The sequence below is a fragment of the Vibrio sp. RE88 genome (genome assembly GCF_013113835.1).
Classification (GTDB): Bacteria; Pseudomonadota; Gammaproteobacteria; order Enterobacterales; family Vibrionaceae; genus Vibrio.
Genome location: NZ_VTYQ01000001.1, coordinates 686,792 through 713,535, shown reverse-complemented (window position 1 = coordinate 713,535; position 26,744 = coordinate 686,792). Strand labels below are relative to the sequence as shown.

Here is a 26,744-nt window from a genome sequence, read left to right as displayed (position 1 = left end):
TAATTAGGCTCTGAAACAAAAGGCTCTCCATATTAGGAGAGCCTTTTTCGTTTCAGTAAAACGGTTTTAACAGCCCGTTATTTTATTAAAAGAAGTCGCCCTGTCAGAGCAGGCACAGCAACCGCACCGGATGTCGCCTGAACATTAATCAGCTCACCACTCATCAAGTCTTCAAATTCGTCTGTCGATTTGACTCTTGTTAAGTCGACATTGAGTGTTTGTTCCGTTGTTGATGTGTTGAGTACGTAAATGATCTGCTCGTCGCCGTTTACTTTAAGGTCAGCATACAGGTTGTCATCCAACCATAGATTGCGTCGCTCACCTGCGTAAAGCGCCGGATGTTCACTACGAACCTGCATGATTTGAGTCAGATAGTTCTTCACATCTTGCTGCTCAGCAGTAAGCGTCACCCCAGTCACACCCTGCACTTTCGCGCTTGAGCGAGCGACGTGATCATCACACAGCCCCTGTGCGGCACAATCAGATGTTACCTTGTCCGAGAAGTTAGCGACTTCGTCACCAATCTCTTCACCGTAGTAAAGTGTGATTGGCCCAGAGTAAGCCGCTAGAAAGCTAAACGCGGCTTTGTGTCGCTTGACTGCTTCACCAAGATTGCCACGCTGAATCAGGTCACCGAAGCGTACCAGATCATGGTTACCTAGCATTAAGTTTGGCATCGCATGGTAAGGCGATTTGGCGCGACTGTTCCACTCTGCATCCAGCACACGGGCATTGTTGCTAGCTCCAGATTCTTCTACCGCCAGAGCTTGAACTAAGCCATAACGTAACGGGAAGTTGAACGCCGACGAAAGACCCGGTTGTGCGTCACTGCCATAGGTTGTTGCCGTAATCTCATCGGCACCTTTCCAGACTTCACCGACCATGTAGCCGAGTGTTCCCCATTGCTTACCAGCGTTCTTATTATCCAGTGAGGCTTGCTCTACTGCAGCTCGAATGTTGCGCCATACCTCAAGTGGTAGCTGGTAAGATTGGTCGAGACGCCAGCCGTCAATACCAAACTCTTTCACCCAATAAGTTGCGACCTCTGTGAAGAAGGCTTCGCTCGCTGCATCTGGGTAATTCACATACATACCCGGATAACCCTCTTCCCCTCTCAAGCTTGGTAGCTTACCCGTTGGGGAAGGTTTCACACCAGTAAGATTAGTATGGCCGAACACCCCATCTAAAAGCACGTATAGACCTTTAGCGTGAGCAGCATCGACCAGTTCTTTCAGCTTTTCTTTTGTGCCAAATTTAGGATCGACATTGAAGTAGTCACAAGCAAAATAGCCCGTGGCGTCAAGACGATCATCACCAGCCTGACCCGCGCAAGAATCAAACACAGGTGTGAGCCACAACGCGTTCACGTTTAAGCTCGCAATGTAGTCAAGACTGTCAATGACACCCTGAAGGTCTCCATTGTGGTGCGAATTGCCGTAGCCCACACCGTAGTTATGGTCTGGGTCTCCATCTACAAATGACTCCACCATCACCTGGTAGATTCTCAGGTCACATGCTTTGTTGTCATCCTGATAGCAGGCGTAGTCAAGATTCGTATCTACGACAGACACTACCAACGCAGATTGGTCTGAAGCGTCTAACGTAAACTTGTACACACCTTGCTCGGTCACTGTCACTTTGATGTTGCCATTACCTGCATCTTCAAGCGTGACAGAACCGTTGCCAGTCGAGAAACCACCAAAACCAAGGTTGATCGTACTCCAGTCAGAAGAAGCCAGTTTGAACTCATACTCTCCCGGAGTGAGATAACCTTCAAAGGCGTACACACCGTCACCCTGATAGGCCATTTCATCACTGGTACTCCAGCCATTCATTGAGCCACGAACGTATACTTTGGTAGAGCCGTAAGGCGCAACATCAACCGGCTTACTGTCAACGCTCAGCCCTTCTCCTTGCGCACCATTTTGTGTCTGGACAAAGACAGCCGCAGTGAGTGGGGGAATAGTGAAAGCACCGTCTTCGAACTTCGCCTGCTTAACGACTGAATCAGACGAGGCTTTCAACACTGGATGCAACTCAAAGCTTTGTGCTCCAGCAATCTGAATGGTTTGTGCTGAAGTATTGGCATTAATCGCAACAACAATTGAGTCGAAGTTGCTATCAAGGTCTGCGCCAGCACTCACCCCATCATTCACCGACATCACAATCATGCCCGGTAATGTCGACGGCCCAATATTGTGGAAACGTACACGCTTCAAGACTTGCTCTTCACTCACTAGACGAAGCAATGGCGTGCCGGAACGAATCTTCAACAGCTCTTTAAAGACCTCATCTGTCCAAGCAATATGCTCCGGAGTTGCCACGGTATTCGGATTACTAATGATTGATTGGATAGCACTCCAGTTAGCCTGATCTTTATCAGCACGTGGCAGGCCAATGTTCCAGTTATTCGTCTGCTTACTGAAATCGACTTTGTTGTACCAATCACCACTGTCGTAGCTATCGCGTTCCATGGATTTAGAGCGTAGTAATTCAGACCCCATGTGCAAGAATGGTACACCTTGCCCGAGCATCACGGTTGATAGACCTACGATCTGCATACGCGCACGGTCTGCTGGCGTGATGTTGGCATCGGCTTTGTACTGGTTGAAATCCCATAACGTTTGGTTGTCATGCTTTGAAACGTAATTGATGGATTCCTGAGGATCGAGCGTATAAGCCGCCCCCTGCCCTCCGTACTGGAAGTCGCGACCGTACACAGTCGCACCGCTATACGTTTCTAACGGGTAGTTTTGCAGATTACCTGTCATACCGTAGCGGATAAGATCCATCTTCGATTTCAGGTCATCATTGAATCGGCTGCCAGCATTGGCAAAACCCGGATTCTCAAGCAAGGCATCGCCACTATCGAATGGCCCGCCACCACGGACGCCATCACGTAGACGATCGTTGTAAGTCCCTATGCCTGTACCCGCCATCGGCCATTGTGTTGCGTTTTCACCACGTTGACCATCAGCAACTTCACCGAAGTTCCAACCTTCGCCATAGAACCAAGTATCTTCATCTACTAGCTTGGTTTTCTCATACACATGCAGCATGCTCGACTTCATCAGGTGTCCCATCAAATCGAAGCGGAAGCCATCGATCTTATAGTCCTGAGCCCACATAACTACACTGTCTGCCACTAGCTTCTCGAACATGCGGTTCTCAGAAGCCGTGTTATCACAACAAGTTGAGTTCTCGACAGCACCTGTGATCGGGTTCAGGCGATGGTAGTAGCCCGGTACAGCTTTATCGAGCACAGATTTATCATACAAACCTGACGAGTAAGTGTGGTTGTAGACAACATCCTGTACCACTCTGAAGCCCATATCGTGCAGTTTCTGCACCATCTGACGATACTCACGAATACGCGAAATACCATCAGTTGCAACAGCGTAGCTGCCTTCTGGTGCGTTGTAATGGAATGGGTCATAACCCCAGTTGAATCCATCCAGTGGACGAACGTCTGCGAGCAATGCCTGTGCTTCGCCACTGTTAGGATCGGTTTGTTCTAACAAAGACAAAATGGTTGCACCACGTGAAGTACCATCGCTACACAGCTTGGCATCAGGATTAATACCGCAAAGTTTTTCTACGGTATCGGTCAGATTCACCGTCTTCGCCGGATCTTCAGGAACGGAAGCCAAATCGTAAGTCGGTAGAAGATGGATCGTTGTCAGACCAGCTTCTTTTAACGATTTCAACTGCTTAACACTGTCACGCTCATCATCTAAGAAGGCCAGATACTTACCGTTGTTTGCTGGCGTACCCTGCGTATCGCTGACACTAAAGTCACGTACATGGAGCTCATAAATGATGTGATCTTCTGGATTCTCCAGCTCTGGAATCCATTGACTGTCCCAACCTGCCGGTTTGGTTTCATCATCGGTGAGATCAACCAGTTGAGAGTGCAAACTGGACGTACTCAGAGAGAGAGAATATGGGTCAGTGGTCATCATCCACTCAACGTGGTCGGTTTTTGGATGGTAAGCCTTCACACGGTAACGATAGAACACATTCTTCAGTGAAGCATCACCTTGATAACGCCAGATGCCAGTTGCAGAATCCAAAGTCAAACTGAATGGCGACTGGGCAATTAGCGCTTTATCCTGATCGTACAAATACAGTTCAACATCTTGAGCCGTTGGCGCCCAAAGCGCAAAGTTCGCATTATCGCCTTCAATCCAGCTACCCAATTTAGCTTCATCCGCATCATTTGGTCCTGCGGTGTAAAGCGTGTCAACAACGCCCGGAATCTGGACGCGAGTTGCGACCAGCGGCTTGCCTTCATCATCGAGTGCCACTGCAATTAGCTGTGTTTTCAACAGCGCTTTAGCTGTTTCAGTATCAACATCCAGATAGAAACCGACACGATCTTTCAGGTGTGGGAAGTCAGGATTATCAACGTTGCCAGCAAATGAAATGTCGTACTTGATAAACTGTTCTGGCTGGTTGATATCACCATTACCCGCAGCACGACTCCAGATTTGGTAACTGGCTGCTTCATTATGATCAAACCAAGCAATGGAATTAACATCGAGCCAGTGAGCAGCTGCACCGTCAAGTTTCACCACAATTTGCTCATCTGGTGAGTATTTAACGACTGAGCTACCGTGTGTCGTATAAAGTGTATTACCTTTAGCAAATTCAGCCTTCAGATCGTCACCGCCCAGCGCTTTTTCGTCACCTTTGTGCACGATGAAATTCATACACGCACCGTGATCGGATTTCAGTGGTACAACATACTTAGCACCATATAGCGGGTCGATTTCTCCCCAGGCGTATGGGTTACCCCAATCTACGCCGTTTAAGGCGTCAGCCGACACTGCGTCACAAGATGCGTTATTCCACAGATGAAGCCCCCAGTCCGCGTAATTACCATCATCTCGTTTGTAGTAAATGACCGATTCAGAATAAACAGGCGCAGGCTCGGATGAACTGTTATCTGGGCTGGTTGGGTTTGGATCGATGCTGTCTGGAATACCATCTCCATCATCGTCGCTAGAGGCAAAGTCTCCTAGACCGTCGCCATTGGTGTCTTTACTTTCAAATCGATCTTCAGGGAACGCGTCCATGCCATTATCGGCACCATCACCATCAATATCACTGTCTTCGCTGTCAGTGATGCCATCACCATCACGATCAGCAGGTTGACTGGATGCCGAGTAAGGGTCCGTTCCTAAACGAGTTTCTTCTTTATTACTCCAACCGTCACCATCGATGTCTGAATCATGCGCATCTGGGATTTTGTCGCCATCCAGATCGGTAGGGAAACTCGCCGATGAGTAAGGGTCACTCGCAAGCTCTAGCTCAACAACATCACTGAAACCATCGTTATCATCGTCGGTATCCGCATGATCACCAATTCCGTCATTATCAGCATCCGCCGACTCTTTAATATCGGTTGGGAACAGATCAATCGCATCGGCTACGCCGTCACCATCGCTATCTTGCGCGATAACCGGCACTCCTTGCTCATCCAGCATCAACGTCTTGTTAAGCAGTTCATTACGACCACGTTTAAGCTCTTTTCCTAATGCTTTACTGCCCAGCTCCAACGTCTCCGCCAGCGCTTCCATATCCTGCTCTTCCATGGTTTCAGGCAGTAATTGCGTTAACGCCTTCGCGCTTCTTGCGACGACCACCTCTTGCTGATCAACATAATCGCTTTCAAGGTCAAGGTGTGGCTGTTTGAGTTGTCGACGCAGTTTGCGCAGTGCTTTACGCTCGCTGACACCTTGCTGCATTTGCGCAGCAATGTAAGTCGAGAATGGTGTCACCAGAGAGTAATGACTCGGAGCCATCAAGGTGTAGTCTCTTGTCACCGTGATACCCGGTATATCGGCGTCAATCGATACGCCTCGCTGGGTTTTAGCGACAAGATAAACGTCTTCATCTTCGATATTCAGACCTTCAAGGTCAATGGCAGCGTATCCATCTTTATCAGTGACGGCTGACGGCTCATAACGATCTTGTCGACCATTTCCGTTGACGTCCAGCCAGACAGATGCCTTTTCGATGTAGCCATCCATCACGTTGACTTCTAGCGGGTCATTACAACCTGCCAGCAGTCCAAGCGACGCCATAGCTAGGCTCAGTTTTGTTAGCTTGATGTTCATTTTTATATCCATTTAGATTCACGTTCCACGAGCGACAAACTTTTCGGTTTGGTTAAATCGCTTCAAGCTAACGTTATATTTTTAAAACAGTTAATTTCCTCCTCCTATCAAACTGATTGAGTAGGCGTAGACGAAGGGGAGGAGAAAATATTTTAGAATCAGGCTCACAATTACAGCCTTTAAAACGATCGGAAAATTACTGAGGTGATGTGCAATCAGTGAGAAATCTGACACTTTGTAGTGACGAATGAACCAACGGCTGTAGGATTACAACAAGCCGTTTCAATGTTAAGAAATTGGATCTTTAACCCAAACTGATGTCAGGTGGGCAAGAGGGAATTTTGATTCATGTGACAGGCGCTTACTGGGGCTTAAGTAACGACGACTCAGCCCCCTGTCTCATCGATTATTGAGTAGCGAGCAGTACTTTTCGCAACATATCAGCAAGTTGGGCTTTTTCTTGTTCGTCAAACATGCTCAACATTCCGTTCATATTTGATAAGTGTGACGCCAAGGCATCATCAACTAATTGAGCACCCTGCGGGGTAAGCGTTACTTTGCAACTGCGTCTGTCATCGCCACTTGCCAATCGTTCAACCAGACCTCGTTGGACCAACTTTTCAATCCGAGTGCTCATCGCACCTGAGGAAATCATCAGGGTTTTGTACATTTCAGTCGGGGTCAGCGGTTGCTGATTTCGCATTAATGTCGCGAGAATATCAAACTCCAACATACTCAGCTGGTGCTGCTTAAACACATGTTCCAATTGACTATGCCAGAGCGCCTGAACACGCAGCAGCCTACCGACAATCCCCATGTCAGAACAATCCAATTCCGGTTTCACATCACTCCACTGCTTTAGGATGTGGTCGACAGGATCTTGCATATTTCATCTCTTTACTGATTTATCTTTTCAAAAAGATACTTGATAAAAAGACAAATCACCATTACTTTATAAAAAGTATCTTTTATGAAAGATACTTTTTATAAAGACAGATCATGACGAAAGGAGGCACCAATGACACGCACACAACGAATAGCGACGTTAGCCATTACGGCATTAGCGCCCATGGTTTGGGGAAGTACTTACATCGTCACCACTGAACTTCTGCCTGCCAACAGCCCTTTATTAGCGTCGATGCTGCGCGCTTTGCCTGCAGGGATAGTGTTGGTGTTGTTTTCTCGCACGATTCCAAATGGAAGTTGGTGGGCGAAACTGGCTGTGCTTGCCCTACTCAACATCGGATTTTTCTTCTACTGCCTGTTCTATGCTGCCACTTACTTACCCGGTGGCATGGCGGCTCTGATCATGTCCATCCAGCCCATTCTGGTTATGGGGCTGAGCGTGGTTCTGTTAAGGAACACGTTAACGTTCACACAGGTGATCGCCAGTGGTTTGGGGATAGGTGGTATCGCCATGCTTGTGGTCAATAACCCAGGTCAACTCAATACTTCGGGAGTTGTCATGGGGTTACTCGGTACCGTTAGCATGGCACTAGGCGTGGTGTTAACAAAAAGGTGGGGGCGACCTTCAAACATGTCCCTGCTGAGCTTCACTGGCTGGCAATTGTTGTTTGGCGGACTGATGCTACTCCCTGTTGCCATCAGGGCAGAGGGGTTACCTCAACAAATCACATTAATGAATGTCGTTGGTTACAGCTATCTAGCGATTGTTGGCGCTATGCTCGCCTACTCACTCTGGTTCCGTGGAATTGAAAAGCTCAGCACAGTGTCTGTCTCATTCCTTGGCTTTCTCAGCAGTGTGTCCGCTGTGATCCTCGGCTATCTATTCCTTGGACAGACTCTGACCTGGGTTCAGCTTATTGGTGCCCTAGGCGTATTGATTTCAATTTTGCTGGCGGCGTCAGCTCCCACTTATTCAACAGTTAAAACAAACACATCATTTAATAGTAAAAAGGAACTCGCATGAAACTTACCATTATCTCAGGCAGCCAGCGCGCTGACTCACAAAGCCTAAAAGCGGCTCGCTACCTATCGACACTGGCAGAAAGTGATTTTACAGAGATCGACATTTTCGATCTCCACCAGCTCAATTTACCGCTCTGGAATGAAGGCGTATGGACGGGTAGTGACGAATGGGCCCCTTGGCGAAAGATTGCCACTCAGCTACAAAACAGTGATGCATTTATTTTCATCACCCCTGAGTGGCACGGTATGGCAACGCCAGCACTAAAGAACTTTTTAATGCTGTCGACAGCTCAAGAAATGGCGCATAAACCTGCTTTAGCCGTCAGTGTGTCGGCCAGTGTTAATGGTGTTTATCCTATTAGTGAGCTTCGTTTAACTGGCAGTAAGAATAATCACGTGTGCTTGATTCCGGACCACTTAATCTTTCGCAATGTGGAAAGTCTGTTTAATGCGGACGGGAGCGTAAATGATGTAAATTTTCATGGCCGTAGTGAGTATACAATGAAGCTATTGTCCGCTTATGCACATGCACTAAAACCAATACATCGGGATATGGTGGAGGCAGGAAAGCCGTTTCAGTATGGAATGTAAAAAGAAGTGAAACATTCTTGAGCACATCAACCGTGCTCAAGAATCTAAGCTAAACATCAGCCTTTAACATTCGGCTGATAATGATACTTTTCGATGTTTTCACCAGTAATTACCTGGATTTCGAAAGGCTCACTGGTATCTAAACCATTGGTGGCAAGTTTGGAATCGTTACGCCACAGTCGTGATGGGTAATCCATATTAGGAACATCCCCTACGGCATCGAATACGCCGCGTTGTACGACTTTTCCATCTTGAACTAATTTAACTTTGTACAAATCACGGCTGACCGAGTTAATCGTTTCACCATATATTCGTACAATAAATGCACCATTCGAATAGAGAGAATTTAATAGCTGAGATTGCTGCTCAACTTTCTCTTGCGACCACAGACCACTTTTCGCCTTTTTAGTATATAGCCCTTTTGATTGATCACGGGAAATATACTCAACAGATGTCACCATAGATTGAGACTGATCGAACGCCATATTATAAGTAGTATTATTGACATCAATCTCGAACTGTTTATTTAGGTTATTCGCATCTCTTTGAACAGACGTGTTTGTGCTCTGACAACCCGTTAGCGCGACTAGTACTAAGGCACTAACTATAGAGCTTCTAAGCATTGTTACTCCAACAACTGACAATATAGTTACAAAACGGGGCGATTATACATGTAAATAAATTACAGAAAAGTTATTTATGGAAGCGGATTAATATTTATTTACTATTAAATTGACAAGATGAAATAGTTATTTTAACTAGAACTACACATGCAACTAAGAGATAGAATTGAGTACATTTCGTACGTTAAATATTCTTTTTGTCGTACTTCTCCCCCTAATTCGTAGTTATAATTTCACTCGAAAACTAAGTAGTGCTTGAATAAGCTCACTAATTACCCTTCACCGTACTCAATCTGATTTTCTAGTAAAATTGCATAATATTAGCCACTGATTTATAAAATATTTCAGTGAATGTGCCAAATTCACGCCTGCCGTTATTGTTAGTAATATAGTTAGGTTTACTAGTGAAATTACCCAATAAGGTAGTGATATTTTTGACACCATTTTTTATTTGATAAAAAGCCCCTCACTCAAGAATGCGCAACAAATCACCTATAAGATCAAAATGATTTATAACCCTATCATTTATAACGAGATTCTTCTAATGCCTATACAGTCTGTATTTTAGCTGTTGTCGTCTGCTATATGGACCGTTACAAACTCGAATAAAAACATAGGAAAACGATGAAAACGAATACGTAATCATCCGTTACCTCTGATAATTGAATGATACTCAACGTTATAACCCTTATCATAACGCCAAGAAAACCTTTATAAAATAAACCAAAATCAATAGTAACGAGTCAACACCTAGAGCAATCTTGATCACTCAACCATCCAAATTGGGTACGCAGTCATTAAAAATGAATTTTGATCACGGATCAAACCACCTCAAAAACTTATCATTCAACACTCCTTCCGGATCTGAATAGCCCCATCAAGAGAGCAAATTATGGCTAAGTACCAAGAAGCAAAACACGTTGTGCGTGAATATTTCAACGCGATGGAAAACGCAACTCATGAGAACGTTGCTGAAGTGCTGAAAGCACATACCTCTGAAGATTACTTGTGGCGTGGAGTCTACCCTTTCCGCGAGCAAGAAGGCGCCCAAGCGGCGGCTGAGGTTTTCTGGGCACCACTAATGAAATCAATGACACGCATGCAACGCCGTCAGGATGTTTTCATTGGCGGTAACAATGAAATTAATCCGGATGAAATTTGGGTGATGAGTATGGGCCACTTTATGGGACTATTTGATGCTGAATACCTAGGAATGCGTCCAACTGGGAAAATCATGAACGTTCGCTACGCTGAGTTTAACTGCGTAGAAAACGGCAAGATCACAAAAACAGGTTTATTCCTCGATCTGCTTGGCGTGATGGATCAAGCTGGCTGTTACCCACTTCCTCCTTCCACTGGTCAGCATTTTGTTTATCCTGGGCCACGTAATCATGACGGCCTGCTATTTGAAGATGCTCAACCGGAAGAAGGTCAAGCAACTCTCGACCTAGTTAACAAAATGGTCGATGACTTGTCATCACTCAACGATAGCGGTGCTATGGGTTGCCCACCAGAAATTCTCGAAAAGAGTTGGTCAAAAGACATGATTTGGTATGGTCCGTGTGGTATCGGCGCTTCTTATACAATTCCGCGTTACCAACAACAGCATCAGCTACCATTCCGCAATAATCTGAAAGACAAGAAGTTCAACGGTCACGTTTGTCGATTCGCAGAAGGCAGCTTCTCTTGCTTCTTCGGTTGGCCAAACCTTTCCAACACGCCAATTGGAGGCTTCCTTGGAATGACAGGTGGTGAAATCCGTGCTGACATGCAGGTGGTTGACGTTTATTACCGTGACGGTGACAAACTGTCTGAAAACTGGGTCTTGATTGATCTTCCATACTGGCTGAAGCAACAAGGCCTTGATGTATTTGAGCGCACTCAAGCAATCCTAAACCCTTCTCTGTAATTCGCCCTGAATGCCTGAGCAACTCTTCGCTCAGGCTTTGACTCCCAATCGACGAGCGCGCTCAAAAGTAAAACCGATTGACGTAACAAAGCTTTTGTTAATCTCATCGCGTTAAATTATCCATTTATCAGGTACTTTTCTCTAAGCACTAGATGAGATTCAAGGACGAATATGTTGGAGCAGGTTATCGGGATTCTATTCCCGGTTTTCGCGTTGGTTTTAGTCGGTTTTTCTGTAGGACGTTGGCTCAAGCCTGACTTTCGCCCAATCAACCGCATCAATATGGATGCGTTTACGCCAGCATTAGTGTTTTCGTCCTTAGTCTCAATGCCGTTAGACACTGAACAAGTCCCTTTGCTCAGTGCTTCATTAATCGCGGTGCTCTTGCCGGGGATTTTAATGATCCCCATCTGTAAACTCTCAGGCCTGCGCTATAAAGCATGGGCGCCCCCTCATATGTTCCGCAACAGTGGTAATCTGGCGATCCCACTCTTTACCTATACCTTTGGCGATACAGCCTTGGCGCCAGCGGTCTTATTATTCGTTGTTTCAGCCTGTATCCACGTGAGTCTTGGGCTCGCGCTGCTCAGTGAAGGAAACCCGTTTAAGCAAGTCATCCGTATGCCGGTCTTTCTCGCCGCACTCGCTGCCATGGTTCTTAACCTGAGCGGGATCGGTGTATGGGATCCACTTTATGAAGCGACGGCGTTGCTTGGACAGGCGGCGGTGCCAGTGATGCTACTCTCATTGGGAGCGCAGATGTGTAACATGAGATTGAGCGGGTTTAGAGTGGGGATTTTCTGCACTCTGCAATCTCTGGCGACGGGAGCGGCCGCTTTCTGGGTGATTTATACCTTTATCCCTCTGCCCGCTATGCAGTTACAAATGATGGTGCTGTTTACTATGCTGCCACCCGCTGTCATGAATTATATGTTCGCAGAGCGCTTTCACATTGAGCCGAATCGTGTGGCATCTATGGTACTGTTTGGCAACTTCTTCAGTATTCTAACCTTACCGCTATTACTGACTTTCGCTTTGTCCCTCGGCTGACCATTCTTCCGGGTTAGAGAGCATTGTTTTCCCTTTGAATGTTTCAGCACGAACGTCCTGTGGATTATAAATGGCACAAGATTCCATCGATAAACAGCCACAGCCAATGCAGCCTCCAAGGTCATCCTGCAATGCTTTAAGCTGTTGAATTCGATGATCCAGCAAGTCATGCCATCCTGATGCCATGCGTTCCCATTGCTGACGATTGGGGGCTTGGTGTTTAGGTAAATGAGACAGAGACTGAGCGATCTCTTCCAATGTCAGTCCGACTTCTTGCGCAGCTTTAATCACTGCGATTCGACGTAACACACTACGGTGATAGCGACGCTGATTGCCTTGGTTCCGCCAGCTGAAGATAAGCCCCTTCTGCTCGTAAAAGTGCAGCGCAGAGACTTTTACCCCAGCACGCTTTGCGACTTCCCCGACGGTCATTTCCATATACCTACCCTTCCTCTCTGACTATCTCTACTAAATAAATGCAAAAAGTGCTTTACCTTAAGTTAACTTGAGGTTTTAGAGTAGCACCAAGTTGGCTTGCAGTGGAGAATATCAATGCAATTAATTATGAAAAATAGAACCATGCCCTACTTGAGTGGCCGTTTCTTTGATGGAATCTCTTCCGGTTTATTTATGATGGCTTTGCCTTGGGTCATGTTGGAAACACCGGGCATGGGCCCTTTTGTAGCTATGGTCGCCTTAGCTTGTACAGCCATTTCTTTTTTCCTGACTCCTTTGTTTTCCACTCTTATCGACAGGCATTCAAGAAAATCGCTACTGGTACTGGTTCAGATCTTACAATCATCGACTGCTGCCATCGTCATGTTGGCCTACGGACTAGGCATTGAATCAAACTGGTTACTGGCTGTGGCGCAATTGGTCTTCTGGGTTTCAAGCAACCTCGCTTGGACGGCGAACAATGCTTTTACACAGGAAAACTACGACCCGCATGAGTACGCAGCAATTTCAGGCAAACAAGAAATCATTCTACAGGGTACTACACTGGGTGCTGGCGCATTAGGGGTTGTTTTACTGCAAATCTGGAGCATGCTCGAATTTGCCGCGTTTGCCGCCGCAGCGTCTGGTTTATCGACATTAAGCTATCTAGTGACTCCATATCGTCAGAAGTTACGTCAGAGCAAAACCGCATCATTCATCGGTCAGATGAAGGAGAGCAAGGAGATATTCACCGCTCAGCCTCGATTTTACGCTTTCTTGCTGCTCTCAGCACTGAGCTATCCGATTCTGACCTTCCTCAGCAAACTGGTGCCAATCTGGTTTTCAGAAGTCGGGATCTCGGGAGACTGGTATGCAGGCTACAACATCGCCTTTGGTTTAGGATCATTGATGACAGGTTTGTTTGTCGCCAAATTGCTTAATCTGGCGTCTCACCAGTCGACCATGCTGTACTCAATGGCCATAGCGTCCGTGATGCTGATTGGAATGAGTTTTTCTGCTCACCCCGCATACTTATTGATATTCACACTGTTTTTCGGTTCATTTAATGCGCTCAATCGCATTGCGCGTACCAATTGGATGCACCACACCATTAAGGTGGATCAGAGAGGCCGAGCCGACGGCGGATTACAGATGTTTGCGACCATGGTGCAGAGCATCAGCTATACGGCGATTGCCTTCCTAAGCCATTACGGCATCACTCAATATGGCTTCATGCTGGCGGCAGTCACTATGATAGGCGCAGTGTTAGTGATGCATCAGCTTAATAAACGCGATGACCTAGAACCAGAGATCGTCGTTCAGAACTAAAACATCATGATGCAGCCTGAGAAATTCAGGCCGCATCGACAGAAAATAAAGGAATACGCACCTACTAGGTAGGGATATCTGGATCTTTGGCCTAAATTTATTAGGTAGAACAGTGAATATACCACCAAGGAGTTGGTGCATGTTTGACAGTCTTGCCGAAAAATTCAGCCAGTTTAATCCCATTCAGTGGATAATCGTTTTCTCCCTTCTGGCATTGCCAGCTGCCCTCTACCTGATTCTCGCACAGGCGTGGTTCGGGTTACTCATACTCGTGCTGTATCATTGCCTGATGTTGGCCATGTTTTATGCTTTGAGCGAGATGCTCAATCGGGTACGAAATGCGGCTAGGCAACTCTCAGAAGGTGATTTGACCGTCCGCATTCCACTACAAGATCCCGAAGCACGATCCTTATCTCGGACAGTCAATCGCATCGGGGAAGATATCTCGCGCACCGTTCATGCCCTTGGTAAATCAACGGCAAGGCTGCTTGACGTTGCAGATACCGTGCAGAAAGATTCCGAGATATCGCAAGCCGGTGCCATTGGTCAGAAACAAGATGTCGACAGCGCTAAGACCATCATCAATCAGCTATCTGATATCACTCAGCAAGTCTCTGAACATTGCGAATCTACCGCGAATTTGGCCAATGAAGCTAAGCGTAAAGCAGACCAAGGTTCACGCGATATGGTGGCGTTAGAAGAGGCACTCAACAGTGCTAACCAACATATTGATAACTCCAATGAACACTTCCAGTCGCTGATGGAAGAAACCACCCAAATCAGCCAAGTGATGGAAACCATCAGCAGTATCGCAGACCAGACCAACTTACTGGCATTAAACGCAGCGATTGAAAGTGCACGTGCTGGTGAGCAAGGACGCGGTTTTGCTGTCGTTGCTGATGAAGTCCGTACTCTGGCCATGCGAACACAGGAAGCAACGGAAGAGATCCGAGATAAGATCAACAACCTGCAAGCCAAAACCGATGACGTGCTGGAAACCATGAAGGAAAACAAAACCAGCATGGACAAATCGTTAGCGTTAGCGTCTACCGCTGAACAGTCATTTAAGGCGCTAAACCTGCAAATTGAAGAAGTCCGCTCTTATGGCCAGCAGATAGCCCGTTCTTCAGAAACGCAATTGAGTCAAACGCGTGACCTCGACAACTGTTTGCAGCAAATCACACAGGAATCTGACAACAACGTCCAGTCAACGCGTGAAACATTACGAGCCAGTATCACAGTACGAAACTTGTCAGGAGAAATTGATTCACTGCTGCACCGATTCGAAACCAATCAGGCTCAGATTCAGCAGGAAGAATCAAAACGCGATAAGCTGATGGAGTGGAATGAGCAGCTTGATATCGGGCTGGATGAAATTAACCGCCAACATCAAACTTTGCTGCATTTGATTAATGAATTGTACTACTTACTCAAACACAACTATGGTCTCTCTTCAATCAAACGCGTGGTACAAGGTTTGATCGATTACACGGCTAACCATTTTAAATATGAAGAAACTCTGTTTGCTCAGATTGGCTATGAGCAGACACAGGTTCACATTGATAAACATGCTCAACTGGTCGACGAAGTGTTAGCGTTTCAAAAACGGGTTGAACGTGGAGAAGACATAGGTGAGGAGCTGATGAGCTTTCTCAAAAACTGGTTAAGCCAGCACATTATGCGCGAAGATAAAGCTTACACCGATGTCTTCAAGCAGAACGGCTTAAACTGAGCCGTTTTCGCCATAGCCAAAACGAGCAAGATAGTGCCACACCTTTTTCACATTTTGCTCGTCAAACCCTTGCTGATAGATAGCCTGAGACAGCACATCGGGCGTGATCATGTTGTCTACGGCAATCTGCCTAGCCAACGTAATAAATTCCTCGCCTCGGTACTCCGGAAAATCAGCGAAAACATCCACCTCGGCTCGATAGCCTTCATGCCACTCGATTTTACAAGATAACTCTTTCGCCAGCTTTTCTATGCTTGTCCCTTGGTAAATTGGGTCGAGCACGAGGGCATCAACGTCTCTGTCAATGCGGATTTCACCATGGATATGCGCTTCAACATAACGATCTAACTCGTCAGGAATATCACCCTCTGCCAATGCAATCAGCGCTGAAACCTGTTCCGCCGTGGCAAAGTCTTCAGGCTCATAGAAACTGTCCGGATAACAAAAAGTGGTGCGTTCCAAAACATGGGGTTTCAGCCTGAAGTACGAAGAACCAAAACGGGGAGCACCACCAGCGACGCTTTCGATAAAATGAAGTGCGCCATATTTAGGGCGCAGATGATCGCAGCTCTGATCATACACACCTTCGAAAACACGCTGCTCCCATTTCCAGCGGTCACCACCATGGAATGCGGTCAAACCACCATTACTGGTGCCTGTTTGAAACTGAGACTTGAGCACGCCATCTTCCGCCATCGCGGACAATATAGGCTTCCCCTCTTTGGTCATTCGATCAGGTTGAAAGTTAATTGTGACGGGAAATGAACACAATGTATTCACAGTTGATGACTTAGCGCGAATAACCTCGATGGCCCGATTAATCAAATCCTCTTCTGAACATGGTTCGAATTTCTTGTCCAATCTTCCTCCTAGGCGCGTGCCGTGGCACGTATTTCTGCAATCTCATCTGCATCAATCTGTAACGATTCAAGGAACTCTTGATGAGCATCAGGCTCCATTCGTTCAAATTGTTTATGCCAGTTAGCCATATCTTCTTCCGTCATGCCAGATCTTCTAAGCACATTGACCCAGCGCTCTTTGGTGAGCAAATTCTGGTCAAACAAAATCGGCTGCTCTAAGAGAGCCAAAATCGCTTTTTGTTGCTGGCGCAGTGTCTGGATCTCGCGTTCCAAAGCAGTAAACTGATCGCGCAACGTCTGCTCTTGTTTATGCTCATCACTGCGGTCCAACAAAGGCTCAATTTCCTGAACCGGCAAACCAAATGATCGGTAAGACATGATGCTTTCTAAACGCCGACGCTCTTTCTCCCCATACCAACGGTAGCCATTGTCTGAGCGAGTGGCAGGTGTCAGCAAGCCAACACGTTCGTAGTACAGCACTGTGGTTCTGGAAACATTACACGCTTTGGCTAATTGAGTGACAGTCAACATAAGCAACCTTATGAAATCGTTTTGTTTTTATATAGCATAGGCAAGATAGCGCTGGCTATGATGATCATGGCACCAAGCATCGCCATCCAGTTCGGCATTTCAGAAAACAACCAGTAGCCAAACAGCAGTGAGTATAGGATTTTTGCGTATTCCACATTGGCAATCACATTCGCCTCACCATATTTGTAGGCGGTAATCCCGATCCATTGTGCAAAGGATGACAACACACCGACACAAATAAGTAACCCAAACTCAGAAGCCGAAGGCCATTGCCAGTTAAGTAAGCTGGGGATCAATGTCATCAAACCGACAAAAATCGCCTGATAGGCCAGCAAAGTGATCTTGGGTTCGACTTGAGCCACCTTACGAACACACACCACCGCAACAGCTGCCCCTAACGCGCCGACCAAACCTAGCCCGACATAGAGTAATGATCCTTGTTCAAAACTCGGCTGCACCACCAGCATCACGCCGATAAACCCAACGATAATAGTAAACAGGCGTGATACCGAAATACTCTCAGCCAAGAATAACCTTGAAATACAAGCAACAAACAACACTTGGGTAAAGCCTAATGCTGTCGCGTCTGCCAGCGGAATATTGCTTACGGTAACAAACCCAAGATACAAAGCGGTGAATGCGCCAAGAATGCGGAATGTATGTAATTTGAGTCTTTTGGGCTTTAGCAATACCTGAATATTGCTACAGATTGCGGGGGTGAGCAGTGCGACGAACACCAATTGGCGAAACAACAGGATCTGAAATACCTCCATAGAGTCGCTCAGAACCCGGACAATTACCCCCACAACCGTGAAAGTCGCCGTCGAGATCAGCGCGAGCAGGACTCCTTTCCAAGTATTAGGTAACAATGAGAATCGGTTTCGCAGTGACTGCAACCGACCTGAGGAATAGGTAAGACTGGACAACATAGTAACCTCCATTCAGTGGGCAAAACGGAAGGTTAAAGCCTTCACCTATAGACGGGTCAATGGTGACTTTACTTCTATTTTTGAACTCATCTATCGTCTAAGGTACGGAAAACTGTATAATGCGATTAATTTTCATTATCAGGTAAGATACAGATGCAAACGATCGTTATTTGGGGCGCCGCAAGTGGGCTGGGTGCAGCGATGGCAGAACATTTTCACTCTCAAGATTACCAAGTGATTGGCATCGCCCGCAATCCTGAGAAAAACCCTCGCCTTGCTCAGCTGGGTATCAAGACATATCGTTGTGATGCCACCGTTCAGGAACAAGTCGACAGTGTCGTATGCCAATTGCCTCAGGGTGCCCTGTCTGTCTCTTCTATGGGCAGTTTTCGCGCAGATGTGCCTGTTGATTACATTGGCCATCGTCACTTGATCAATGCTATGGAAGCACACGGGCTGCGTCGATTCCTGTTAGTGACTTCACTTGGGTGTGGTGATTCGTGGCAATACTTGTCCGAGCGTTCAAAACAAGGTTTCGGGGCTGCTGTGCGAGAAAAGTCACTCGCAGAGGCTTGGCTAGCCTCCAGCCAGCTGGATTACACCATCTTACGACCGGGTGGCTTAAAAGACGGTGAACAGACAGGCAAAGGGGAGCTATCTCAGGCATGTGAGGTTCATGGCCTTATCTACCGAGAAGAAGTGGCTCGACTAGCCGAACAGTTGCTAAACGATGCCAGTAGCACCGGACAGATTTTCCAGTGCGTTGATCCAACGTTAACCTACTAGTTCTAGATGTAACGAGCCTGCCGAAAACAGGCTCTGTTTATTTTTTAGGTGGTAGGCGGTACGCAAGTCGGGTCAGGCGGTTTAACTCCTGAATCATCCCTTTAACGAATAAGAAATACATGACAACACAGCCACCGCCAAATCCCCAGAAAAACTCTGCCATAGTCTGCTCCAATAATGGATTGAGACCGCCATTTTTCTCCTAGATAATGCAACCTCACTTCGAATTATCATCACTCCTGCGATGACTTACACTTCTGAACCTCGTATGGAACAGAACGGTGAGAATGCTATCAACAAGCTAAATAAAAAAGGTAAATAGTGACTATTTTTTATTTTTATTTGGGCTTTGAGATGACGCGATGATCGCGGCTATTTCTTCATACAGCCACTGAGTCATAGGCCGATGCTGATTCGTTGAACTGGTGAAGAAGGATAAGGGCTTAGGCAAATTGTATTCTCGCTGCTCGGATGGCAAAGGCTCCCAGCGTATGCCTTCAGGTAGCGCATACTTGGTCAGCCCAGAAGCGATACCAAGAAAATCGGAATCCTCCAGCAGTTTCAGCATCACACCAACGTCGGTCACTCTTGCGCTGACTCTTTTGTTCAACTTGTATTTTTTGAGGATAACTTCCGTATTGGTTTGCTCGGTAATAATTGGTATTGAAACACAAAGTGGATACTGCAGCACCTCTTCCAGCTTACTGGTTCTCAATGGGTGAAACTCTCGCATTAAAAAGATGAACTGATCGTCGACTAAACGTTGTTGCCACAGCGTTTTGTTTGTCTCTTTGGTGTGATGGCTGATCCCCCAACTGAATTTATCTTGTTCCAACTTAGTCAAAGTGTCAGACGTCCACAATCCACATTCAATAGTTAGCTGAGGGGCGCATTGGTGAACGCGTAAGATCAGCGGAGGTGCGATTAAATTGATGAGGTGGGCAGGAAAATACACTTTAATTTCACCAGATTCATCGGCGATATCCCACTCGGTGTGCTCAGAATACAGATCCTCAATTTGAGAAAAGATATCCGGAAGTTGAGCGACAATTTGCTCACATTTTGGGGTAGGTTCTAGTTGGTTTCTGTTGCGGATAAAGAGTTGATCATCAAACTGCTCACGAAGCTTTTTTAGCATCGAGCTTACTGTCGGCTGGCTTAGTCGCATTTTCTGCGCGGCTAACGTCGTTTGTTTTTGCTCATGCAGTACAACAAGAAGTTTGAGTAAATTGAGGTCTTTATCCATTCTACGCCTAGTTTTCGTTTCTGATGAGTACACGCAACAACACTAACATCCATGAAGTACATTGAAGCCAGTGTCAGGTAAAGATTTTAAGTTGGCCACCAAACAAAAGAGCCTCGCGATTCGCAAGGCTCTTGATTTATCAGCATCGTTTAAGAAAGCTTAAATCGATTCACAATATTCGATAAGTGCGCATTAATGTCAGCAATGCTGTGCGCATCTTCCAGCGCTTGCTGGCCATTGCTGTCCAGTTCACCAACAATATCGTTAATTGCGCTCATATTGCGGCTCAACTCTTGGGTCACACTGCTCTGCTCTTCCGCTGCTGTGGCGATTTGCGTGCTTAGGTCATTAATCTCCGTGACGAAGTCTGTCATCACGTCGAGACTTTCAGCAACTTCACCTGCACCTTCCGCTGTTTGGCCACATTTGTCTTTGGTCGAGTCCATTGAATCTACCACCGACTGACTGCCTCGTAGCAGACTTGCCAGCGCCGACTCAATCTCTTCCGTGCTGTCTTTAGTGCGACTCGCCAGTTTACGTACTTCATCTGCAACCACCGCAAAACCACGACCTTGCTCACCTGCACGAGCCGCCTCAATCGCCGCATTCAATGCCAATAAGTTGGTCTGCTCAGCGATATCACCAATCACACCCAAAATGGTATTAATGCCATCGGTTTCTGCTGCCATCTTGTTCACGTTTTCAGATGCAACACTGACGTCATCCACCAAGTCCTGAACATTACTTTGTGCCTGTGTCACTGTCACTTTTGACGCTGAGCCCGCCTCATTCGCTTTGTGAGTAAGCTGAGCGGTATTCGCCGCATCTGTCGCCATCGCTTCTGCGGTTGAGTTCATTTCTTCAATCGCCGTTACCACTTGTTCCGTTTCCTGAACATGGCTTTGAAGAATCGACGAGTTGCGCTGACTCTGATCCCGCATACGGTCAACGTTACCATTAAGTTGATTGGTTGCTTCACTGATTTCCAGCATCATCGACTGCAAGCTGGCAATGAACTTGTTCACGCCTTCAGAAATCTGACCTAAATCGTCATTGGTGGTGACCGTAATACGCTGGGTTAAATCGCCATTACCTTCACTCAAACCAGCAATGGTTTCTTTAAGTACCAGAATCGGTCGGTAGAGGATTTGCATGACAAACAGCGCGACAACAATACTGATGATGGTGGCAATCACTGCAGTCAGAATAGCAGCTTGCTTAGCGGAAGCGAGGTCGGCAAAAGCAATGTCTTTGTCCAGACCGACGACAAAGTACCACTTCTTACCCGCAATATTGATTTCATGGGAGAAGAACAGTTTCTCTATATCATCCTGATGACCATCATAAACGACATCAGTTTGACCAATGGCTTTGTTGGCTACCGTGTTGAGCCAAGGATACTTGTCGGTTTTATTGCCCGCCTCAACATTATCCATTGAAGAAGCCAAAATCGTAGTATCGCTATTCAAGATAACAGCGACAGCGCCTGGAATATTGTTTGCACTCTTGGCAATCTCGTTTAGAAATCCAAGCTGCATGTCGACGGATATCATGCCACTTAAGGTTTTACGTACAATAGATACCCAGTACTCACCGCCTCCGCTACCTTGATAAGGTTCAGTAATCGATGCCGTTGGGCTTTGTCGCCCAGCCTGATACCAACCTCGGGTAGTGACATCACCTTCAAATTTGTGGTTGGGCCAAGTAGCGGCTTCTTGGTTCCAGTACGCATCCCCATTGGTAAATGCAACCACGGAGCTATTTAGATTGCTTGCATTAGCGATGATATGAGTGAGCTCGATGAAATCATCAGACGTACCTGTGATCTCTTTGTTCTCAAATTGCTTACCCAATTTCTCTAAACCACCAACCTTCTCTCCAAGCTGGTCAGCAATCTTCTGTGCTTGCCCTTTCACATAGCTCTGGTTTGAAGCAGTAATTAACTCCACAAGTGTCTCTTCCTGCTTCACATAAGCTACGTAACTTGAAACAGACACTGATACAACCACCAGTGCAATAATGGACATGAGCAATAACTTTTTAAAACCCAGATTTCTCATCTCTTTTCGTCCCTAAGCATATTAATTTCATTCATCATAAATTTTCCATACACCGTTCCATTAGGAGATATGCACGCCCTAATAGATAAGTTTATTAATAGAGTGTGGTAGGAATATGACCAAACACCAAATTTGATAACTAATTGAAACAGCTTAAATGCATTCACGATAGCTATATATCTAAATCTGTGAACCCATGCATCAAACCAGACAAATATCAAGAGTCTCACTTTTGAGCCAGCGCAACATATGAATATGTAACAACATGAATACAAAACATTCATGATAGAAATCAATTTTCAACATTAGAACTTTGAATAGCCTTTCTACTCACCTTCAAAATCAAAACACAAACTATAAGAATGGCTTAACGATGAAACTCAGCGATCTCAACGTCAAATATAAACTGGCGACCATAGTTGCTCTGGCAATAATTTTTATTGCTATGGCTTGTACCTATAATTTGATCCAGCAACGGAAAAGCTCCATGAGCGAACGAGAAGACAAACTCAGTGCTCAAGTGGAAGCGACCGTGAGTCTGGTCCAGCACTATTACGATCAGAGGCAAGTACTTGGGGAAGAAGTAGCGAAGCAGCAAGCGTTGGACGCTATTAAAGCTCTGCGTTATGACGAGTCCAACTACTTTTGGATTCTCAATCAGAAGATGCAGGTCGTCATGCATCCAATCAAACCTGCACTCAATGGGCAAAATGCCGAGAATTTTAAAGACGGAGCTGGCAATTTTCACTGGCGAGAAATGGCGGCTATTTCTCAAACCAGTGCGCAGAAAGGGTTCCTTGACTATCAGTGGAAAAGCCCGCAAGGCGAGCTGAAAGATAAGATTTCCTACGTTCAACTTTTCCCTGAATGGGGCTGGATCATCGGTTCAGGTTTGTTAGTCGCTGACATTCAAGAGGCGTTTTATGCGCTCGCTCTAAAAGAAGCGTTTGTCGCCTCTATCCTGTCAGCCATCTTACTCGCTATGGGTTATACGATTTCAAACAACATCATCACTCCATTGCACCGATTGATCGATAACACTCATAAGATCGCGGATGGTGATCTTCGTGTACGTATGAATATGTCGAGGAAGGATGAGCTGGGCGAAATGAGCCAGCAAATCGATAAGATGCTGACCAAACTACAGGGAACGTTGCGAACTGCCCATCAGTCTGCGGAGCAATCCAGTGCAATGGCCTGCAATATTGCTCAAGCCAGTGAAGAAGCTGCAACCAGTGTCAACTCTCAACATGCCCAATTAGAACTTTTGTCGACAGCTATGACTGAAATGAGCGCGACAATTTCAGATGTGGCAACCAACGCAGAGAACACCGCAGTAAGCACTAACAAAGTGGTCGAACACGCTCATCGCAATGATCAAACTATGCAAACCACATCAAACACGATTGCGGAGGTATCTCGCAATATTTCTACGGCTCATGATTTGGTCACGGACCTCCAAACTGGCGTCAACGAAATCAGCAATGTGGTGGGTGTGATTAGAGACGTTTCTGAGCAAACAAACTTGCTCGCCTTAAATGCCGCTATCGAAGCAGCACGTGCGGGTGAACAAGGCCGTGGGTTTGCGGTGGTCGCGGATGAAGTGCGTAATTTGGCGAGTCGAACACAAAATTCCACTAACGAAGTGCAACTGACGATTGAAAAGCTCATTGAACAGGCCGGTAGAACCTTCTCAGCGATGCAGAGCAGCAATGAAAAAGTTGACGAAAGTGTCTCGGCATCAAACAAAACTCGCGAGCAGCTCGATGTAATAGTGGCAGAGATGCAGAATGCCAACGATATGGTGGCGCAGATTGCTGCTGCATCAGAGCAGCAAAGTACAGTGGCAACAGAAATGAACGAAAATGTGTCAGGCATTCATTTAGCCGCCAATGAGGTACTTCAGGCTTCTCATTCATTAGCTGAAGACAGCCAACTGATGGCCAACACAGCAGAGCAACTCACAGACCAACTAAAATATTTTAAGGTTTAACCCATCGTGATCAAAAAGCCGCTGCCAGATGAGTCTGGCAGCGGCTTTTTAGTGTCGCTGTATTTACTTTTTAGCGTTTACTGCTTTTACGAAGATTTCCTGCGCACCTTCAACATTAAGCGCCTTCGCTTCTTCCAACAGACTGATTGCCTTGTTTAAGTCATTCGACTCAACCGCAGCGGTAATTACCTGATGGTAGTATTTTTGAGTTTCAGGCTGTACAACTTCAACACTCTTTGCCATTGCTGGTTTGGTGTTGGTCTCTGCTGAGCTTGAAGAGCCCAACTGCTTGAAGAAGCCTAAGCGATCAATTGAAACTTCCACTTTGCCATACTCAGAATTTGGAATGGCAATGTCTTTTACTTCTGGTAGATAGTTTCCACGCCCTTCCGCATCTAATCTCGCAGGGTGGGCAACCATGGTCGCTTTGCCTAATTCACTCTTATCAGTGTAAACAACCAAGTAAACGGATTCAGTATGAGTTGGAGGGAAGAAATCAACTTCTGCGACTAAGCGGTTACCAAGATTTAAGCGAGGCTTAGTGTATTCAAATTTTTCGCTCCCATAGTTTTCTAACTCACGACCATTTTTATCAACAATTATCGCTCTAGGAACAAACGCCGTGTCCTCAATCATACTAGTGATGGTGATTGAGTACTCACCACGGTCTGCAGGTAGCTCAAACATTGCAACAGGGCTGTTGATGTCCTGGTATTTTAGCGTCTGAGATTGAGGAGTAATTTCTACGATGGTGCTACTTGGCAACTTCATCGTCACAGCTTGCAACGCAGAGATTGAGTCTACTTGCTCAGCTTGTGCAGTTTGAACTTGTTGGATTACTTCCGGAGATTGGCAGCCTGCTAGTGCAACGCAGCCACTAAGGACGAGGGCACGAAAATACATAGTGTTTTCCTTATTTTATTTTTTTAAATACTCAGGGGAAAAGTGCTTAAAAAAATAGCCGACAATTGTCGGCTATCATAATCGGACTTAGACAATTAGGACAGTAATTTGTCTATTACCACCAAGCTTCTACCTGAACACCCACAACGTATTCAGCATCTTCGCCTGTACCAAACGCGTTGTCGTTTTCTGTATCAGTGATGTAAGAACCGTATACACGTAGTTCTGGACGAGCCCAGAAGCTGTCACCCATCGCCCAACCTTGAGCCACAGTCAGTTTAGTGTTGCCGAAATCTTCAGTCGCAGTACCTGCAGAGTTGATCTTCTCACCTGAGTTTACACCCGCTTCAAAGATAGTACGCATTGTGTCGTTCCACTTGTACATAGGGCGAACAACTACAGAGTATTGGTCAACATCAAACTTAGAAGAGGTGGTATCGTTACCGATGTCGCTACCAGCTAAATATGCTAGCTGATGGCCCATTTCCCAGTTTTCACCTAGGTTCATTACACCCCAGTTGATCAAGCGGTAACCAGATGCATCATTTTGCGAATCATTACCACGCTTGTAGTATGCGCCAGAGCCGAAGTTAGCAACTTGAGTACCGTAACCATTTGTACCAAATTGAAGCACAGTCTGGTTGAAACCGTTAGACATACCTTGGTGGATAATTGCAGACGCTAGTAGACCGTCATCTGCAGGCTCAGAACCAGCAGCTGTTTCTGTAGAGAAGTTGTAAGCAAGTGCTAGCTCAAGAGATGCATCTTCCCAAAGGCCAATGTTTGCAAGACGCGTATCTAGAATGTAACCAGCAGACTGTTTTACGTCGTTTGCCGTGACTTCGCCGTCTTGAATAATCGCAACAGATAGCTTCTGATTACCGACAGAAAGGTTTTCAATACCACCACCAGTACCAGAAGTGTTTAGGAAGTAGAAGTCAGTGATGTGGATATCTTTACGTTGGTAGTATGTTTTACCCGCCCACATGGTTGCTTCTTTATCTGATGCAATCAGACCTTTTGCTTTTACAGCAAACTGAGCAACGTTAAAGTCACCATCTTCCCAGCCGTTCGCACCATTGTTGCCCTGTGCAATCATTGATTCAACGCGCCAAGTTTGTTCACCCGTTTTTAGCTCTTCCGCAAAGCCAAACTCGTAGTAGTTGTCGTTTTCGTTACCTAGACGACCAATACCGTTTTTGCTTACAGAGACATCACCACCAGTGTTGTCACTGATACCAGTGCCAGCACGGAAGTAACCATTGAAATCTACTGCGAAAGCAGAACCAGCAGCTAAGGTCGCAGCCACTGCGGCAGCAATTACACTTACTTTTTTCATTTTTAACTCCATTTAGGGTTTATTATTCTTTTAACTCGCTCGTTGATTCGCTCTGAAAAGGCAGGAACAGAACCCATCAAAAAGAGAGGTAAGATGGGCCAAGCTATATTGCCTAAACCCCATTTGCTTCAACTGCTGACAAGATTACCGATAAGGCTCAAGGATGACTTCCTCCACCTAAAACTTATTTTGGGGGGATGAGAAGGGATGAGAAAAATAACCGCACGACGTACATTAGGCTTATGTCACAAATATAAGGGGGAGGAGGTATAAGATTCTTTTATAGCTACCTCACAAAATGTCACATAGCTCACCTTTTAAACAAAAAAACATCTCCGACATGAAATAAAATTACATTTTTATTTTATACATAAGGT

20 protein-coding genes are annotated in these 26,744 nt (G+C 46.0%); 8 read left to right on the top strand and 12 right to left on the bottom strand.

Features of this window, described 5'->3' with window-relative positions; genetic code table 11:
* Positions 1-77: 77 nt before the first annotated feature.
* The gene (gene pulA, locus F0265_RS03305) at positions 78-6,122 is read right to left on the bottom strand and encodes a pullulanase-type alpha-1,6-glucosidase (protein ID WP_171747742.1); all 6,045 of its coding nucleotides are present in this window, start codon (positions 6,120-6,122) and stop codon (positions 78-80) included.
* Positions 6,123-6,528: 406 nt separating this feature from the next.
* Positions 6,529-7,008, bottom strand: coding sequence for a MarR family transcriptional regulator (locus F0265_RS03300; protein WP_171747741.1), 480 nt, complete (start codon positions 7,006-7,008; stop codon positions 6,529-6,531).
* A 132-nt stretch (positions 7,009-7,140) separates the two neighbouring features.
* Here F0265_RS03300 and F0265_RS03295 point away from each other — a divergent pair, with 132 nt between their 5' ends.
* A complete protein-coding gene (locus tag F0265_RS03295) occupies positions 7,141-8,052 on the top strand; it encodes an EamA family transporter (RefSeq protein WP_171747740.1) in 912 nt (303 codons plus the stop codon).
* Positions 8,049-8,642 (top strand): NAD(P)H-dependent oxidoreductase, encoded by a 594-nt coding sequence (locus tag F0265_RS03290; RefSeq protein WP_171747739.1) that lies wholly within the window; start codon positions 8,049-8,051, stop codon positions 8,640-8,642. Before F0265_RS03295 ends, F0265_RS03290 begins: the two co-directional genes overlap by 4 nt.
* A gap of 56 nt (positions 8,643-8,698) precedes the next feature.
* Here F0265_RS03290 and F0265_RS03285 read toward each other — a convergent pair whose 3' ends face one another.
* The gene (locus F0265_RS03285; protein ID WP_253809287.1) at positions 8,699-9,265 is read right to left on the bottom strand and encodes a hypothetical protein; all 567 of its coding nucleotides are present in this window, start codon (positions 9,263-9,265) and stop codon (positions 8,699-8,701) included.
* An 892-nt stretch (positions 9,266-10,157) separates the two neighbouring features.
* Between F0265_RS03285 and F0265_RS03280 the strand changes: the two genes are divergently transcribed.
* Together F0265_RS03280 and F0265_RS03275 are read left to right on the top strand one after the other, a co-directional pair.
* The gene (locus F0265_RS03280) at positions 10,158-11,174 is read left to right on the top strand and encodes a nuclear transport factor 2 family protein (protein WP_171747738.1); all 1,017 of its coding nucleotides are present in this window, start codon (positions 10,158-10,160) and stop codon (positions 11,172-11,174) included.
* Between the two features lie 171 nt (positions 11,175-11,345).
* Positions 11,346-12,224 carry an AEC family transporter gene (locus F0265_RS03275; protein ID WP_171747737.1) on the top strand — a complete coding sequence of 293 codons (879 nt, stop codon included), beginning with the start codon at positions 11,346-11,348 and terminating at the stop codon, positions 12,222-12,224.
* Here F0265_RS03275 and soxR read toward each other — a convergent pair.
* Entirely contained in the window at positions 12,195-12,662 is a 468-nt protein-coding gene (gene soxR / locus F0265_RS03270) for a redox-sensitive transcriptional activator SoxR (protein ID WP_171747736.1), read from the bottom strand. The two genes, F0265_RS03275 and soxR, sit on opposite strands and share 30 nt — an antisense overlap.
* Before the next feature lie 114 nt (positions 12,663-12,776).
* Between soxR and F0265_RS03265 the strand changes: the two genes are divergently transcribed.
* Together F0265_RS03265 and F0265_RS03260 are read left to right on the top strand one after the other, a co-directional pair.
* Positions 12,777-13,988, top strand: a complete 1,212-nt coding sequence (locus F0265_RS03265) for an MFS transporter (RefSeq protein WP_171747735.1) — start codon at positions 12,777-12,779, stop codon at positions 13,986-13,988.
* Positions 13,989-14,127: 139 nt separating this feature from the next.
* Positions 14,128-15,720 (top strand): bacteriohemerythrin, encoded by a 1,593-nt coding sequence (locus F0265_RS03260; protein ID WP_171747734.1) that lies wholly within the window; start codon positions 14,128-14,130, stop codon positions 15,718-15,720.
* Here F0265_RS03260 and F0265_RS03255 read toward each other — a convergent pair.
* The 3 genes from F0265_RS03255 to F0265_RS03245 are packed head-to-tail and all read right to left on the bottom strand — an operon-like array spanning position 15,712 to position 18,040.
* On the bottom strand, positions 15,712-16,581 hold the full coding sequence (locus F0265_RS03255) for a DUF3626 domain-containing protein (protein WP_171747733.1): 870 nt from the start codon (positions 16,579-16,581) through the stop codon (positions 15,712-15,714). The genes F0265_RS03260 and F0265_RS03255 overlap by 9 nt on opposite strands.
* A gap of 8 nt (positions 16,582-16,589) precedes the next feature.
* Entirely contained in the window at positions 16,590-17,111 is a 522-nt protein-coding gene (locus tag F0265_RS03250) for a MerR family DNA-binding transcriptional regulator (protein ID WP_171747732.1), read from the bottom strand.
* 8 nt (positions 17,112-17,119) lie between these two features.
* A complete protein-coding gene (locus F0265_RS03245; RefSeq protein ID WP_253809286.1) occupies positions 17,120-18,040 on the bottom strand; it encodes a DMT family transporter in 921 nt (306 codons plus the stop codon).
* A gap of 153 nt (positions 18,041-18,193) precedes the next feature.
* Between F0265_RS03245 and F0265_RS03240 the strand changes: the two genes are divergently transcribed.
* A complete protein-coding gene (locus tag F0265_RS03240) occupies positions 18,194-18,826 on the top strand; it encodes an SDR family NAD(P)-dependent oxidoreductase (RefSeq protein WP_171747731.1) in 633 nt (210 codons plus the stop codon).
* Between the two features lie 37 nt (positions 18,827-18,863).
* Here the strand turns inward: F0265_RS03240 and F0265_RS24655 are convergent, their stop codons facing one another.
* The 3 genes from F0265_RS24655 to F0265_RS03230 all read right to left on the bottom strand — a co-directional run bounded on the left by F0265_RS24655 (position 18,864) and on the right by F0265_RS03230 (position 22,132).
* Entirely contained in the window at positions 18,864-18,989 is a 126-nt protein-coding gene (locus F0265_RS24655) for a hypothetical protein (RefSeq protein ID WP_301338216.1), read from the bottom strand.
* 162 nt (positions 18,990-19,151) lie between these two features.
* A complete protein-coding gene (locus tag F0265_RS03235) occupies positions 19,152-20,072 on the bottom strand; it encodes a LysR family transcriptional regulator (protein WP_171747730.1) in 921 nt (306 codons plus the stop codon).
* A 149-nt stretch (positions 20,073-20,221) separates the two neighbouring features.
* Positions 20,222-22,132: a methyl-accepting chemotaxis protein gene (locus F0265_RS03230; RefSeq protein ID WP_065742681.1), complete on the bottom strand. Its 1,911-nt coding sequence runs from the start codon at positions 22,130-22,132 to the stop codon at positions 20,222-20,224.
* Between the two features lie 373 nt (positions 22,133-22,505).
* On the opposite strand from F0265_RS03230, the gene F0265_RS03225 reads away from it, so the two are divergent.
* Positions 22,506-24,125: a methyl-accepting chemotaxis protein gene (locus F0265_RS03225; protein ID WP_171747729.1), complete on the top strand. Its 1,620-nt coding sequence runs from the start codon at positions 22,506-22,508 to the stop codon at positions 24,123-24,125.
* A gap of 63 nt (positions 24,126-24,188) precedes the next feature.
* On the opposite strand, the gene F0265_RS03220 is transcribed toward F0265_RS03225, so the two are convergent.
* Positions 24,189-25,028, bottom strand: coding sequence for a MalM family protein (locus F0265_RS03220; protein ID WP_171747728.1), 840 nt, complete (start codon positions 25,026-25,028; stop codon positions 24,189-24,191).
* Positions 25,029-25,143: 115 nt separating this feature from the next.
* The gene (gene lamB, locus F0265_RS03215; RefSeq protein WP_171747727.1) at positions 25,144-26,367 is read right to left on the bottom strand and encodes a maltoporin LamB; all 1,224 of its coding nucleotides are present in this window, start codon (positions 26,365-26,367) and stop codon (positions 25,144-25,146) included.
* Positions 26,368-26,744 lie beyond the last annotated feature (377 nt).

Bases quoted from the DNA above. Each gene is read 5' to 3' on its own strand.
- F0265_RS03240 (WP_171747731.1), top strand. From the start codon at position 18,194: ATGCAAACGATCGTTATTTGGGGCGCCGCAAGTGGGCTGGGTGCAGCG.
- F0265_RS03275 (WP_171747737.1), top strand. From the start codon at position 11,346: ATGTTGGAGCAGGTTATCGGGATTCTATTCCCGGTTTTCGCGTTGGTT.
- F0265_RS03280 (WP_171747738.1), top strand. From the start codon at position 10,158: ATGGCTAAGTACCAAGAAGCAAAACACGTTGTGCGTGAATATTTCAAC.
- pulA (WP_171747742.1), bottom strand. From the start codon at position 6,122: ATGAACATCAAGCTAACAAAACTGAGCCTAGCTATGGCGTCGCTTGGA.
- F0265_RS03220 (WP_171747728.1), bottom strand. From the start codon at position 25,028: ATGTATTTTCGTGCCCTCGTCCTTAGTGGCTGCGTTGCACTAGCAGGC.
- lamB (WP_171747727.1), bottom strand. From the start codon at position 26,367: ATGAAAAAAGTAAGTGTAATTGCTGCCGCAGTGGCTGCGACCTTAGCT.
- F0265_RS03225 (WP_171747729.1), top strand. From the start codon at position 22,506: ATGAAACTCAGCGATCTCAACGTCAAATATAAACTGGCGACCATAGTT.
- F0265_RS03265 (WP_171747735.1), top strand. From the start codon at position 12,777: ATGCAATTAATTATGAAAAATAGAACCATGCCCTACTTGAGTGGCCGT.
- F0265_RS03300 (WP_171747741.1), bottom strand. From the start codon at position 7,008: ATGCAAGATCCTGTCGACCACATCCTAAAGCAGTGGAGTGATGTGAAA.
- F0265_RS03285 (WP_253809287.1), bottom strand. From the start codon at position 9,265: ATGCTTAGAAGCTCTATAGTTAGTGCCTTAGTACTAGTCGCGCTAACG.
- F0265_RS03230 (WP_065742681.1), bottom strand. From the start codon at position 22,132: ATGAGAAATCTGGGTTTTAAAAAGTTATTGCTCATGTCCATTATTGCA.
- F0265_RS03290 (WP_171747739.1), top strand. From the start codon at position 8,049: ATGAAACTTACCATTATCTCAGGCAGCCAGCGCGCTGACTCACAAAGC.
- F0265_RS03235 (WP_171747730.1), bottom strand. From the start codon at position 20,072: ATGGATAAAGACCTCAATTTACTCAAACTTCTTGTTGTACTGCATGAG.
- F0265_RS03295 (WP_171747740.1), top strand. From the start codon at position 7,141: ATGACACGCACACAACGAATAGCGACGTTAGCCATTACGGCATTAGCG.
- F0265_RS03245 (WP_253809286.1), bottom strand. From the start codon at position 18,040: ATGTTGTCCAGTCTTACCTATTCCTCAGGTCGGTTGCAGTCACTGCGA.
- soxR (WP_171747736.1), bottom strand. From the start codon at position 12,662: ATGGAAATGACCGTCGGGGAAGTCGCAAAGCGTGCTGGGGTAAAAGTC.
- F0265_RS24655 (WP_301338216.1), bottom strand. From the start codon at position 18,989: ATGGCAGAGTTTTTCTGGGGATTTGGCGGTGGCTGTGTTGTCATGTAT.
- F0265_RS03260 (WP_171747734.1), top strand. From the start codon at position 14,128: ATGTTTGACAGTCTTGCCGAAAAATTCAGCCAGTTTAATCCCATTCAG.
- F0265_RS03250 (WP_171747732.1), bottom strand. From the start codon at position 17,111: ATGTTGACTGTCACTCAATTAGCCAAAGCGTGTAATGTTTCCAGAACC.